The following is a 14062-nucleotide window of genomic DNA, read 5'->3' as shown; positions in this document are numbered from 1 at the left end:
TGAAATATTGATGCCTGTTACTCATAGGCAAACAAAAATTCAGCGTTTGATTTTACCAGGCCACCGTTTACTGTTGAACTACCGCCTTTATAGTAATAATAGGAATTAAAGTTCAGCGTTTCGTTGGCTCCCGCGTTTTGTAATACCTGAAAAGCGGTACCGTTTTTCACAGTCATTTTGGTCGTGCTGTAATTATCAACATACTCCAGTTGTATGCCGACGTTAGGGTTATTTGATTCCAGATTTTTCAGGACCTCATCATTGCTGTCCATAATTGTCCCGGTAAAAGTGACGCTGACTTTCGGGCTGTCTTTACATTCCAGATTAATGGTAAAGGGCTTTTTGGCTTTGGCATAACGCCCGGTACCGTTGCCGAGTAAATCGGTAGCTTTTACGATAGGGAGCAAAACCTTATTATCAAAGTCTTTCACGTCGCAGGTGGGGACAACGGATTTAAGTTCACCGTTTGATGTAATTGTATACGTCATGGGGGCATACCCCCATCGACCACTTGAACGCTGTGTAATTCTGATTGTGGCAATCACAGTATTGTTTGCAATAGAGGTAAAAGCATTAATGGCAGTACGCTTCACCCTTACCTGCAGGCTTCGCATATTATGTTTACTACCACTGCCCTTCGCTGGCGTGCAATTCAGATTCGTATTCGAAGAGGGCCATAAACATGCCTGAATAGCAGCCGTCCGTTCTTGCCAGACACCGTTTATTGCAACGTCAATATCAAAACCGGCACTTGAAAAAACTGGCCCCAGGGTGATGCTCTCGATACGTAATGCATCTTGCTCTCCGCCAGGGGACACACCGCTACAACCTGTTGTCCAGGCACCGCTTGAAGATGATTCACCAGTCATAGTGAGAGGAATAGTTGAAACCGCTATTTTATTACTGCCAGTTCTAGTATCGCACCCAAACGCCCAGGCCATTCGTGGTACCAACAAAGTAGTTAAACACAGCAGTCCGCACGCGAATAAAATCCGTCTTTTCATCTTTCAGCATCCTTTTCTTTCCTGAAACGGCATGAGATGCCGTCAAATCCATGAGGATCGCCTTCTTAAAAAACCAGCGCGAGCATCATGATTGGGAATATGAAACAGGATTGCCAATATAAAGCAGGAATGTTGACTCGATAAAATATTAGATGAGGTAAAATACAAGGGCCGTGATAATTTCTGCAATCAAAAAATAACGTTAATCTGACTTTCAGAAAAAGATAAAAGAATTTTTAAAAAAAATAAAAGAATCTAATTTCGCGCATCATATGCATAATCAATCTATCTTCACTGCCTTCAATTCCTGAATCAGCCACTGCAACGCCGACTGATAATCAAACAACCGGTGCGTTAACAGGATTAAGTCATAAGACGGTGCACCTGCGGGTAATTCCAGAATACGCAGCGGCATCATCGCCGCTAATTCTTTGGCAATACGGTACGGCACACACATCAAATATCCCGATGCCACCGCCACGCGGCCACCCACGGCGTAACTTTGCACCACGGTGGTCAACGGGCGGTAGAGGTGTTGCTCAAGCAGCCAGCTATCAATATGGTCTGCGCCGGAACTTACCGCAGGGAGATGAATTTGTGCTTCGGTCACCAGGTGTTTGAGCGTCAATTGCTCGGGCAAGTCGGTGCGCTCAACCGAGGCAATCGCCACATAATGGTCGGAAATCAGCGGGTGCTTATTAAAATACTGCGGGATGTATTGCAGGTTATTTACGCCAATAAACGCATCCAGTTGCCCACGCTCCACGCGTTCGAATTTGATGGTTTCGGAGAGAATGTCGACCGATAGCCGCACATTCGGCGCAGTCACCTTAAATTTTGCCGTTAACGCAGGCATATACATAAATTCGAAGTAATCCACCGCGCCAATATAAAAGGTGTGCGGGTCGCGGCCCGGGTTGAAGTTACCCTTCCCCCGCGTTGCCGAATCCAGTTTGCTCAGGGCATTCTCAATCACCGGAATCATCGAGGCGGCATAAGGTGTTGGCTCCATGCCGTTGCGCGTGCGCACAAACATCTCATCGTTGAGCTGTTCGCGCAGGCGATTGAGCGCGTGACTGAAGGCCGACTGGGTGATGTTGGCTTTGCGCGCCGCCCGGGTGACATTTTTCTCTCTCGCCAGAATGGGGACGAGACGCAGCAAATTGAGGTCAATCACGACTATGCATCCTGTTCATGGTTTCATGCAAACAATACATTTTATGCATAACGTCAGACATTGCTATAGTCATCCTTACGCAAAATAGATGCTGCAGCCTGATGGCAGCGTTTATGACACAGAACGAATTAACCTCTGCTTTACGGAGAAGCTCATGAGAAATGTAACGGTTGCCGCTACCCAAATGGCCTGTACCTGGGACCTCGATAAGAACGTTGCCAACGCTGAACGTCTGGTGCGTGATGCGCACAGCAAAGGCGCGCAGGTTATCCTGATTCAGGAACTGTTCGCTGCCCCGTACTTCTGCATCGATCAGAGCCCGGAACACTACGCGCTGGCGCAGGAAGTTGCCACCAGCCCACTTATCAAACACTTCTCAGCACTGGCAAAAGAGCTGGAAGTGGTTCTGCCACTGAGCCTGTTTGAGAAGCACAACAACGCTTACTACAACTCGCTGGTGATGATTGACGCCGACGGCAGCGTGCTGGAAACCTACCGTAAAACCCATATTCCGAACGGCCCGGCTTACCAGGAAAAACAGTTCTTCATCCCTGGCGACACCGGCTTCAAAGTGTGGAACACCCGCTACGCCAAAATCGGCGTGGGCATTTGCTGGGACCAGTGGTTCCCGGAAACTGCACGTTGCCTGGCACTGAACGGCGCAGAAATTATTTTCTACCCGACCGCAATTGGTTCTGAACCGGCTTACCCGGAAATCGACAGCCAGCCACACTGGACCCGCGTACAGCAGGGCCACGCAGCGGCAAACCTGGTGCCGGTTATCGCCTCTAACCGTATCGGCACCGAAGCAAGCAAATACATCGAAGGCCTGGAAATGACCTTCTACGGTTCGTCCTTCATTGCTGACCAGACCGGTGAGCTGGTGAAACAGGCGAACAAGACCGACGAAGGGGTGCTGGTGCACACCTTCGATCTGGATGCCATTGCTGCACAACGTGCCTCCTGGGGTCTGTTCCGTGACCGTCGCCCGAATATGTATAGCACCATCGCGACCTCTGACGGCAGCGAGAGGAGCAAATAATGTCTGCGCTGACCACACCGCGTCAGGATGGTTTTGCCATGCCTGCCGAATGGGCACCGCATCAGGCTGTCTGGATGTGCTGGCCTTACCGTACCGATAACTGGCGTGCTAACGGCGCGCCTGCCCAGCAGGCTTTCGCCGCCGTAGCTGACGCTATCTCACGCAAAACGCCGGTCATCATGGCCGTGCCAAAAGCGGAGATGGAAAAAGCACGTCAAACCATGCCCGCCAGCGTCACGCTGGTTGAGATGGAGAGCGATGACGCCTGGATGCGCGACACCGGCCCGACCGTAGTCAGCAATGCCGCAGGTGAGCAGCGTGCCGTAAGCTGGACGTTCAACGCCTGGGGCGGACTGCTGGGTGGCCTGTACGATAGCTGGGATAAAGACCAGCTAGTGGCAGGCCAGGTGGCTCGCTATCACAACATGCCGTGCTACGACACCAGCCTGATTCTGGAAGGCGGCTCGATTCATGTGGATGGTGAAGGCACGTTGCTGACCACCGCGGAATGCCTGCTGAATCCGAACCGTAACCCGCATCTGTCGCAAAAAGAGATTGAGCAGCAGTTGCGCGATTACCTGGGCGTTGAAACCTTTATCTGGCTGCCGGAAGGGGTGTTTAACGACGAGACTGACGGGCACATCGACAACATGTGCTGCTTCGTTCGTCCGGGTGAGGTGGCGTTGCACTGGACCGATGACGAGAACGACCCGCAGTACGCTCGTTCCGTTGCCGCGCTTGAGATTCTGGAGAACACCCCGGATGCCCAGGGCCGTAAACTGAAAGTGTGGAAGATGCCGTCACCGCCAGCACTGTACGCCAGTGCAGATGAGACCAGCGGCGTGGAGAAAGGGAACGCGATCGAACGTCATGAGGGTAACCGTCTGGCAGGATCGTACGTGAACTACCTGATCAGCAACGATCACATTATTTTCCCGTTGCTGGACCCGGCAACCGACGCTCAGGCTGAAGTGCTGTTCCAACAGATGTTCCCCGGCATGCTGATTACCGGCGTTCCGGCACGTGAGATTTTGCTCGGCGGTGGCAATATTCACTGCATTACACAGCAGATTCCGCGCTGATTCCGCAGACTCTCACCCCTGCCCTCTCCCTAAGGGAGAGGGTTAAGGTGAGGGGAAAATACTGCGCCACAGGGAAATTTACCCCAGCGCCATTCGCACGTATTCCACGCCCTTTTTAAAGAACGTCTCACCTTGCGGCAGAAAGCCGAATTTCTGATAGAACCTCACCGCAGACGTGCGCGCATCCAGGCAGACAGTGGTCACGCCTGCCGTCGCCATCTTTTCCAGCACCGACTTAAATAAGAAGCCGCCAAAACCCTGGCCCTGGTAGCGCTCCAGTGTGGCGAACTTACGGATCTGGCAGGTCGCCTCCTCAAGCATAAACACCGACAGGCAACTGACCACCGCACCGTCATGCAGCACGCCAAAATGCAGCGCATCGTCGTCGCCTTCTACCCGTGACGCGTCGCGGGGAAGATGTGGCCATAAAACCGGGTGGCGGATGTTGAGGCACTGCTCAAGGGTAACGGGGGTGAATTCCAAAACGCACTCCGGTAATGAATGTAAGTGGCTGAAAGGCCATGCTCGGTTTGCACGCAGGTAAAGTCAAATACGATAAACTTTGCATAACCTCACAAGGGTTCATAAATCGTTGCAAAATGATCATTCCGACAACAACCGAAATTAAATAAATAATAATCAGCAACTTAAAAAAAAGCAGCGATGAGTTGCCCTGCGTAAACGTGATCAACCGCACACTTTGATCCCCATACATCGAAGCGAATGTCTAAGCTTAGTAAATACCCGGGAAACACCCCGTAATCTGTTACGACGATATCCGGAGGCCAATATCATTATGTTCAACCAGAAACTTCACAGCACTGAATCCGTAGAGTTTGGGATCGAAGAGGAAGCCCGCTACGAAATCGATCCCTGCGAGTTAAAACTGGATGAAATGATCGAGGCGGAGCCGGAGCCAGAAATGATCGAAGGTCTGCCTGCGTCGGACGCGCTCACCCCTGCCGATCGTTATCTTGAGCTATTTGAAAACGTGCAGTCAGCCCGTATTTTTGCCGATAGCAAAACCTTCCCTGACTGCGCACCAAAAATGGATCCGCTCGACATTCTGATTCGCTATCGCAAAATCAAACGTAAGCCAGGCTTCGACCTGCGACAGTTCGTGGAAGCCCACTTCTGGATGCCAGAAGTGTATGGCAAAGAATATGTTTCCGACCCGGAAAACTCCCTCAAGGAGCATATAGACCAGCTCTGGCCAGTGCTCACCCGCGAGCCGCAGGACCACATTCCCTGGTCATCTTTGCTCGCGCTGCCGCAGGCCTATATTGTACCCGGTGGGCGATTTAGCGAGACCTACTACTGGGACTCTTACTTCACCATGCTGGGGCTGGCGGAGAGCGGACGTGATGACCTGCTGCGCTGCATGGCCGATAACTTCGCGTGGATGATTGAGCGTTACGGCCACATCCCGAACGGCAACCGTACCTACTATCTCAGCCGTTCCCAACCGCCGGTCTTCGCCCTGATGGTGGAACTGTTCGAAGAAGACGGCGTGCGCGGTGCGCGACGTTATCTGGAACATCTGCTGATGGAGTACGACTTCTGGATGGACGGCGCGTACTCGCTGTCGCTGAACCAGGCGTATCGCCACGTGGTACGTATGCCGGACGGTTCGCTGCTCAACCGCTACTGGGATGACCGCGACACCCCGCGTGATGAATCCTGGCTGGAAGATGTGGAGACAGCAAAACACTCCAGCCGCCCGGCCAACGAGGTCTATCGGGATTTACGCGCCGGTGCCGCATCGGGCTGGGACTATTCATCACGCTGGCTGCGGGATGCTAACCGACTGGCGAGTATTCGTACCACGCAGTTTATCCCTATCGACCTGAACGCTTTCCTGTTCAAGCTGGAAAGCGCGATTGCCAATATCGCTGGTCTGAAGGGCGACCGGGAGCGTGAGAGCGAGTTCCGTCAGAAAGCGAGCGATCGCCGGGCAGCGGTGAACCGCTACCTGTGGGATGAGGAAAAGGGCTGCTTCCGCGATTACGACTGGCGTCGCGAGCAGATGGCGCTGTTCTCAGCGGCCAGTATCGTCCCCCTCTACGTCGGCATGGTGACCCATGAGCAGGCTGAACGGGTGGCCGAAGCGGTGACAACCCGCTTGTTAACCCCCGGCGGTGTGCTGGCGACGGAATACGAAACGGGCGAGCAGTGGGACAAACCCAACGGCTGGGCACCGCTGCAGTGGATGGCGATTCAGGGCTTCAAACTGTATGGCAATGACGCGCTTGGGGATGAAATCGCCCGCAACTGGCTGCGCACCGTGAATCACTTTTACCAGAATAACCACAAACTTATCGAGAAGTACCATATCGCAGGTGGTACGCCGCGTGAGGGTGGCGGGGGTGAGTACCCGTTGCAGGATGGTTTTGGCTGGACGAACGGCGTGGTGCGCCGCCTGATAGGGTTGTACGGGGAGCCATAGCTCCCCGTCAGGTCACTCAGTCGATGACATCATAAATAGCGGCCTGAATATCAGCCCACTTTTTGGTGTCATCGCCAGGCGCTGCTTTGTAACGAAGCTGCGCCTGTTCCATTTCATAACGCTGGCGATCTACCACCGGTTTCGTTGTGCAATACGCCTGCAGCAAGTTCTTACGCACTGAGGTCAGACGCGCCCCTGCGGACATCTCATGTGCCATATTTTCAATAAAGCGACGACATGGGCGGTTCTCTTCCATTTGGGTCTGGTAGCGCAGTAGCATTTCCAACACCTCCGTGTAGTTGTTCGCCAGCGCCTGTTCGGTCCATGAAAGTTTCCACGGCATACTCGTGCGCAGGAACAGCGACACCACGCGTGTATCGTTGCGATCTATCGCCGAACGGAAGTTACTCTCATCACGGGGGATCCCCATCTGGGACAACTCTTCTTTCGGTGTGGTTTTCTCTTTATCCAGGGAAATAGGCACCGTTATCCGGTTCTCTCTTGCCAGCGGCACGCCCCCGGAGGAGGAATCACTAAATAGCCAGAACGCCCCAATCGCCATCATCAGCACCACGACGCCAACAGCGCCCCACAGCACTTTTGAGAGCATCTGTTCACGTTGTTCACGCGTCCGTGCTGCACGTTTTTCCGGTTTCTCAATATCACCGCGAATTTGCATTGCATCACCTCCCGCTGCACGATCTTTCGTCCGCGCCTGCTCCCAAAACGCCTCTAATTCATCTCCCGCCTCTTTCATCAAACCGGCAGGGTTTATTGTTATTCGCCCTTCTTCCCAGGCGCGTTGCACTGGCCCGGTGATTTGTGGGTAATAGTTATCCAGCAAGGTCAACTGGTTGCTGGTTAACGGTTGCCCGGCAACGACGGTACTACGAATCTGGCGAATATCATCCAGGAACGTTTGCAGTGTTTTACGCGGCTCAAGGAAAAGGCTGAGCGCCGTGCCGTCGTTAAACAGTCGGGCGTAGTGCTGACTGAACTCTTTTCTGTCCACCAGCAGTGACGCCAGTTCGCCAAACTTCATGCCACTAAGCACGTCATCGTCTTCGCCGATTTTCAGCCAGCGGCGCACATTATCAGCACCGAACCGGGTTTTCAAATGGTTACGCAGCCGCAAGTTTTCCGGCCATGCGTGGTTAATCAGCGATTTAAGCATCAACTCCAGCGCACGCAATTGTGTTAAACCATGCTCCTGCCCTTCGCTCTTCACATGCAAGGTGGTGTTATAGGTCAGCAGCGGCTGTTTCATGCGCAGATGCTCCAGCGCACGAACAAAACGCAACGCAGCGATTAGTTGATTTTCGCTTACGTTTTGCCCCCTCTCATAATGAGGCACAACCTGTTGCAAATGGCGCAATTGCAACGTGAACTGCGTTAATTCCGCATCGTTCAGTTTTAATCGTTTTGCCACCGCTCCCCAACCGCCCATACTCAGTCGTGCGATATCGAGTTGTTCCAGAAACCAGCGTGGATCCTTGCCTTCCTCGAAATGTGCATTCAACAGCAGTAAGATTTCGATGGATGCCAGACGGATAACTCCAACACATTCGTCAAATTGTTCGCTCAGACTAAGCGGCGCAGAACGGACCATTCTTTTCCTTTAAGTACAACTGAAGAAATAATTAACTGGCTAGAGAAATCGTTAAATTTTCTTTATTTATGAGTAGTTAAAAGATAGACCAGTTAATGATTATTATCAGTGACGGCGGTTTTAACAAAACAAAAAACTCTGGAGCAACGAAATGCCAATCCTGAAAACGTATCGCCTGGAATGCACCCCCATTGCACCCGCGGACTGGCCCTTTTTCCTCGCCTTACAGCAAGATCAAAACGTGATGCGTTTTGTCGCCGAAGATCGGCCGCTCAACACCATTCGTGACGCTTTTGACGCTCGCCTTCCCGCCTGGTCACCTGGCAGCGAACACTGGCTCTGCCTGGTGGTACGCGACCGCGAGACAGGCACACCACTTGGCGTTACGGGGTACATTCACCGGGAAACAGATTGTGCGGAAGTGGGGTTCTTATTTGCGCCTCACGCTCAGGGCAAAGGCTACGGCCTGGAGTCACTGCATGCGCTCTGCCGTTATGCCTTTACAGAGGGGAGCATTCGTCGCCTGGTCGCCACTGTGACCGCAGGAAATACCGCATCCAAACGGCTGCTGGAGAAAACAGGATTTGTGATGGAGGGCGAGCTGCGTGAAGCCTTCTGGCTGGACGGACGCTGGCAGAACGACTGGCTGTTTGGCCTGCTGAAGCATGAATACGGCGAAACCAGATAATTCACCTGTTATCCTCAATACGCTGTGCCAGGATTAGCCAGTGTTTTACTCATTATGAGGCGTGCTTATGAAGAAGATTCTGCTGGCGACAGCCGTAGCAGCACTGTTTTCCATGACAGCATTCGCAGAAGAGTCACCGGGCCTGAAGGCAGATAAAGCGCCACCCGCTCCCCATAAAATGGATGAAGGCTACCGCGGCATGGAAGATGCCCGTTCCATGACTGTCCAGCAGGCGAAGACGATGCACGACGGTGCATCTGTCTCATTACGCGGGAACCTGCTGCGTAAAGTGGGCGAGGATGTGTATGAGTTTCGTGATAAGTCCGGCCAGATACAGGTCCATATCCCGATGGCCATTTTTGATGGTCGGCAGGTGTCACCGGATGAACTGGTGGGAATAAGCGGGTCACTCGACACGAAGCAGAAACCCGCCCGTGTCAAAGTCACCCATTTGCAAAAGCAGTAAGCCTGTCTGAACCCCAAGCCGGATAATCGCTATCCGGCTCTCTTATTTACAGGAACATCCCGCCTGAAACCTCCACGCGCTGGGCGTTCATCCACGCCAGATCGTCACTCAGCAATGCCGCCATCGCATCACCAATATCATCCGGCTTACCCACGCGCCCCAGTGCCGTTTGTGCCGCTATGTGCTTGTTGATTTGTGGGTTATCGCGCACTTCACCACCGCGGAAATCAGTCTCAATAGCACCCGGAGCAATGATGTTCACGGAGATTTTGCGCGATCCCAACTCTTTGGCCTGATAACGCGTCAGCACTTCCATCGCCCCTTTCATCGCCGCATAGGTGGCATAGCCCGGCAGGGCAAAACGTGCCAGTCCACTGGAGACATTCAGGATGCGTCCACCATCCGCCAGCAGCGGCAACAGACGTTGCGTCAGGAAGAATGGCCCCTTCAGATGGATGTTCATTAATTCATCAAACTGCGCTTCGCTGGTCTCGGCAAACGGCACAGTGATGCCAATTCCTGCGTTGTTCAATAAATAATCAAACGTCTCCCGACCCCAGACGGTTTTGAGCTGCTCCTGCACCTGGAGTGCGAAAGCCTCAAAGCTGGCAGCATCGCCGACGTTTAAGCGCAATGCCACAGCTTTTACGCCTTTACGCGTAATTTCCGCCACCACGTCATCAGCAGCTTCAGCGTTGTTGTTATAGGTCAGGATAATGCCTGTCCCACGCTCAGCCAGCTTCAATGCCGCGTTTTTCCCCAGCCCACGGCTGCCGCCAGTCACTAATGCGATACGTTGTGTCATAAGAAACCTCGTTTTTGTGTGGTGTTCACTGTAGAAAAAGCTTATTAGCTGATGGTAAAACAATAAAGGCACTGAAATACGCTTCACTGTTTCACTCAGAACAACAATAGAGGCAGGGAATGGATAAAATTTATGCAATGCAACTGTTCATTCGGGTGGCGGAACTGGAGAGCTTTTCCCGCGCCGCAGACTCTCTGGGCTTGCCGAAAGGCAGTGTTTCGCGTCAGATTCAGGCGCTGGAAAACCACCTCGGCACACAGCTGCTTTATCGTACAACCCGCCGCGTACAACTGACGCAGGACGGCATGGTCTATTACGAACGGGCGAAAGACTTGCTCGCTAATATGGACGAGCTGGATGGATTGTTCCTCCATGATCCCTCCAGCATCAGCGGGCGATTGCGGGTGGATATGCCGGTCGCGGTGGCGAAAAATCTGGTGATACCGCGGCTTCCTGCCTTTCTTCAGCAGTACCCCGGCATTGAGCTGGAACTCAGCAGCAGCGACCGACTGGTGGACATTATTCGCGAGGGTTTCGACTGCGTTGTGCGCGTAGGTTCGTTGAAAGACTCCGGCCTGATTGCCCGCCAGTTGGGCAAGCTGTCGATCATCAACTGCGCCAGCCCCGACTATCTGGCGCGTTTTGGTTATCCGGAAACGCTGGAAGATCTCTCTTCCCACGCCGTTGTTCATTACGCCCTGAACCTCGGCGCACGGCCGCCAGGTTTTGAAGTCTGGCGTGACAGACAAACCACCTGGATAAAAACCGGCGGCGTACTGACCGTTAACAGCACCGACACTTACCATGCCGCCTGCCTGGCCGGACTGGGGATTATTCAGGTACCGCGCATCGGGGTGCGTGATGCCCTGCGCAGCAAAAAACTGGTGGAGATTCTGCCTCAGTACCGCGCAGAGCCCATGCCGGTTTCGCTGATTTACCCACACCGACGCAACCTTTCACGCCGCGTCCATCTGTTTATGGAGTGGCTGGCGGGGGTGATGAAAGACTACGTTGATTAGACGCAGGCTATAATTTGAGTTACAGGCAAAAATAAAGAAGGAAAACAGCACTGATGACGCCGGAAAACAGCGAAAAACGCCCGACGCAGGATCTGGATTACGAGCCAGTCAGAAAAATGGAAAAAACCGAGCCCGCGCAGACTCCCAACACTGCCCGCAAGACACTCAATACCGTGACCGATGCGGCGCAAAAAGTGCAGCGCCGCCCGATGATTGCGCACCTGATACGTGCCGCAGAACGTTTCAATGACCGGATGGGCAACCAGTTTGGTGCCGCCATCACCTACTTTTCGTTCCTGTCGATGATCCCCATTCTGATGGTGTCATTTGCGGCGGCCGGTTTTGTTCTCGCCTCACACCCCACGCTGTTGCAGGATATTTTCAACAAAATCCTGATAAACGTCAGCGACCCGACGCTGGCCGCCACCTTGAAAAGCACCATCAACACCGCCGTACAACAGCGTACGACCGTGGGGATCGTCGGACTGGCGATTGCGCTCTATTCCGGGATTAACTGGATGGGTAACCTGCGCGAAGCCGTTCGCGCCCAGTCCCGCGATACCTGGGAGCGCACTACTCAGGATGAAGAGAAAATTTGGGTGAAGTACTTTCGTGACTTTATCTCGCTGATTGGCCTGCTGGTGGCGCTGATCGTCACACTGTCGATTACCTCGATTTCTGGTTCAGCCCAGCAGCTAATTATCTCGGCGCTCTATCTCGACTACATCGAGTGGCTGAAGCCCGCATGGCGGCTGATTGGTCTGGCTATCTCTATTTTTGCCAACTATCTATTGTTCTTCTGGATCTTCTGGCGACTGCCGCGCCACCGCCCACGCAAAAAAGCGCTGATCCGCGGCACGCTGATTGCGGCAATTGGCTTTGAGGTGATTAAAATCGTCATGACGTACACATTACCGTCACTGGTGAAATCACCTTCCGGCGCGGCCTTTGGTTCGGTGCTTGGTCTGATGGCCTTCTTCTACTTCTTCGCCCGCCTGACGCTGTTCTGCGCAGCCTGGATTGCGACCGCGCAGTATAAAGATGACCCGCGTATGCCGGGCAAAACTCACCGCTAAAAACCTCATCGGGCTGAATATTTCAGCCCGATTCATCATTTCAGCATGAACTACCAAGTCGTAACTTTTATTTAACCGAAAACCAGTTTTAAATTCTATTATTGAAAATTTGTGAAGCATTTCATAGAAGAGAAATCGCAAGTCTGAAAATTATCCGCTTTTTGTCTGTTTTTCGCCCACCACCCCACTTTGTTACAGATTGAAATGTCGCTTTTGCTATGACTAATATGGTCGTCCGTTCGCCCAAAAAATAAGAAAATTTTATGCAAGCCACAGCAACAACATTAGACAACGAGCAGGAAAACCCACCGGTAAACTCACGCAGTAAAGTCGTTATCGCTTCTCTGATTGGTACCGCCATCGAGTTCTTCGACTTCTATATTTATGCCACTGCGGCGGTCATCGTTTTCCCGCATATCTTCTTCCCGCAGGGTGACCCTACGGCGGCAACGCTTCAGTCACTGGCGACCTTTGCTATTGCCTTCGTCGCACGCCCGATTGGTTCTGCGGTCTTTGGCCACTTTGGCGACCGCGTTGGGCGTAAAGTGACCCTTGTGGCGTCGCTGATGACGATGGGGATCTCTACGGTACTGATTGGCCTGCTGCCAACGTATGAATCCATTGGCGTAATGGCACCGTTACTGCTGGCGCTGGCACGTTTTGGTCAGGGTCTGGGCCTGGGTGGCGAGTGGGGTGGCGCTGCACTGCTGGCCACCGAAAATGCGCCGCCGCGTAAGCGTGCGCTGTATGGCTCCTTCCCACAGTTGGGTGCGCCGATTGGCTTCTTCTTCGCGAACGGTACCTTCCTGCTGCTCTCCTGGTTGCTGACCGACGAGCAGTTCATGACATGGGGCTGGCGTGTACCCTTTATTTTCTCCGCAGTACTGGTGCTGATTGGCCTGTACGTACGCGTTTCACTGCATGAAACCCCGGTCTTCGCCAAAATCGCTGCGGCGAAAAAACAGGTGAAAGTACCGCTGGGCACGCTGTTGACCAAACACGTGCGTGTAACCGTGCTCGGCACCTTCATCATGCTGGCGACCTATACGCTGTTCTACATCATGACCGTCTACTCCATGACCTTCAGCACCTCCCCGACAGGGCTGGGACTGCCGCGTAACGAAGTGCTGTGGATGCTGATGATGGCGGTCATTGGCTTTGGCGTGATGGTACCAATTGCAGGTCTGCTGGCGGATAAATACGGTCGCCGTAAGAGCATGATCGTGATTACCTCTCTGATCATTCTCTTTGCGCTGTTCGTCTTCCCGCCGCTGCTGGGTTCCGGCAATCCGGCTCTGGTGATGGCCTACCTGCTGATTGGTCTGAGCCTGATGGGCCTGACCTTTGGTCCGATGGGTGCGCTGCTGCCTGAGCTGTTCCCGACCGAAGTGCGTTATACCGGTGCGTCCTTCTCCTACAACGTGTCGTCGATTCTGGGCGCGTCCGTTGCGCCATACATCGCGACCTGGTTGCAGGCGAACTATGGTCTGATGTACGTGGGAATTTACCTGGCCGCCATGGCCGCCCTGACGCTGACCGCGCTGATTCTGACCCACGAGACGAAGCACCAGTCACTGTAATTTCTGCGGCCCTGGCCCTCGCCCCTTTGGGGAGAGGGCCAGGGCGAGGGGCAATCACCGCACACTTC

General features: G+C 53.4%; 13 protein-coding genes. 8 read left to right on the top strand and 5 right to left on the bottom strand.

Annotation, left to right across the window (positions count from 1 at the left end):
- Positions 1-17: 17 nt before the first annotated feature.
- Complete coding sequence (locus AC5JPW_RS01560) at positions 18-1004, bottom strand: fimbrial protein (protein WP_494237889.1); 987 nt, start codon at positions 1002-1004, stop codon at positions 18-20.
- Between the two features lie 280 nt (positions 1005-1284).
- Positions 1285-2181, bottom strand: coding sequence for a LysR family transcriptional regulator (locus tag AC5JPW_RS01555; RefSeq protein ID WP_494237888.1), 897 nt, complete (start codon positions 2179-2181; stop codon positions 1285-1287).
- 154 nt (positions 2182-2335) lie between these two features.
- On the opposite strand from AC5JPW_RS01555, the gene aguB reads away from it, so the two are divergent.
- The gene (aguB, locus tag AC5JPW_RS01550; protein ID WP_494237886.1) at positions 2336-3223 is read left to right on the top strand and encodes an N-carbamoylputrescine amidase; all 888 of its coding nucleotides are present in this window, start codon (positions 2336-2338) and stop codon (positions 3221-3223) included.
- On the top strand, positions 3223-4305 hold the full coding sequence (gene aguA, locus AC5JPW_RS01545; RefSeq protein WP_494237885.1) for an agmatine deiminase: 1083 nt from the start codon (positions 3223-3225) through the stop codon (positions 4303-4305). Before aguB ends, aguA begins: the two co-directional genes overlap by 1 nt.
- Positions 4306-4383: 78 nt before the next feature.
- Here aguA and AC5JPW_RS01540 read toward each other — a convergent pair whose 3' ends face one another.
- Complete coding sequence (locus AC5JPW_RS01540) at positions 4384-4788, bottom strand: GNAT family N-acetyltransferase (protein WP_494237884.1); 405 nt, start codon at positions 4786-4788, stop codon at positions 4384-4386.
- A gap of 313 nt (positions 4789-5101) precedes the next feature.
- On the opposite strand from AC5JPW_RS01540, the gene AC5JPW_RS01535 reads away from it, so the two are divergent.
- Complete coding sequence (locus AC5JPW_RS01535; protein ID WP_494237883.1) at positions 5102-6751, top strand: alpha,alpha-trehalase; 1650 nt, start codon at positions 5102-5104, stop codon at positions 6749-6751.
- 16 nt (positions 6752-6767) lie between these two features.
- On the opposite strand, the gene AC5JPW_RS01530 is transcribed toward AC5JPW_RS01535, so the two are convergent.
- On the bottom strand, positions 6768-8360 hold the full coding sequence (locus AC5JPW_RS01530) for an STY4199 family HEPN domain-containing protein (protein WP_494237882.1): 1593 nt from the start codon (positions 8358-8360) through the stop codon (positions 6768-6770).
- 151 nt (positions 8361-8511) lie between these two features.
- Between AC5JPW_RS01530 and AC5JPW_RS01525 the strand changes: the two genes are divergently transcribed.
- Together AC5JPW_RS01525 and AC5JPW_RS01520 are read left to right on the top strand one after the other, a co-directional pair.
- The gene (locus tag AC5JPW_RS01525; protein ID WP_494237881.1) at positions 8512-9048 is read left to right on the top strand and encodes a GNAT family N-acetyltransferase; all 537 of its coding nucleotides are present in this window, start codon (positions 8512-8514) and stop codon (positions 9046-9048) included.
- A 67-nt stretch (positions 9049-9115) separates the two neighbouring features.
- Positions 9116-9514 (top strand): YdeI family stress tolerance OB fold protein, encoded by a 399-nt coding sequence (locus AC5JPW_RS01520; RefSeq protein ID WP_494237880.1) that lies wholly within the window; start codon positions 9116-9118, stop codon positions 9512-9514.
- Positions 9515-9560: 46 nt separating this feature from the next.
- Here AC5JPW_RS01520 and AC5JPW_RS01515 read toward each other — a convergent pair whose 3' ends face one another.
- Entirely contained in the window at positions 9561-10319 is a 759-nt protein-coding gene (locus tag AC5JPW_RS01515; RefSeq protein WP_494237879.1) for an SDR family NAD(P)-dependent oxidoreductase, read from the bottom strand.
- A gap of 119 nt (positions 10320-10438) precedes the next feature.
- Between AC5JPW_RS01515 and AC5JPW_RS01510 the strand changes: the two genes are divergently transcribed.
- The 3 genes from AC5JPW_RS01510 (at position 10439) to AC5JPW_RS01500 (ending at position 13994) form a co-directional block, all read left to right on the top strand.
- Positions 10439-11338 carry a LysR family transcriptional regulator gene (locus tag AC5JPW_RS01510; protein ID WP_494237878.1) on the top strand — a complete coding sequence of 300 codons (900 nt, stop codon included), beginning with the start codon at positions 10439-10441 and terminating at the stop codon, positions 11336-11338.
- A 53-nt stretch (positions 11339-11391) separates the two neighbouring features.
- Positions 11392-12414 (top strand): inner membrane protein YhjD, encoded by a 1023-nt coding sequence (yhjD, locus tag AC5JPW_RS01505; RefSeq protein ID WP_494237877.1) that lies wholly within the window; start codon positions 11392-11394, stop codon positions 12412-12414.
- Between the two features lie 263 nt (positions 12415-12677).
- Entirely contained in the window at positions 12678-13994 is a 1317-nt protein-coding gene (locus AC5JPW_RS01500) for an MFS transporter (RefSeq protein ID WP_494237876.1), read from the top strand.
- Positions 13995-14062 lie beyond the last annotated feature (68 nt).

It is taken from the genome of Phytobacter sp. (genome assembly GCF_059074235.1).
The sequence above is the reverse complement of the archived record's forward strand: the minus strand, read 5'-3'. Positions and strand labels throughout refer to the sequence as shown.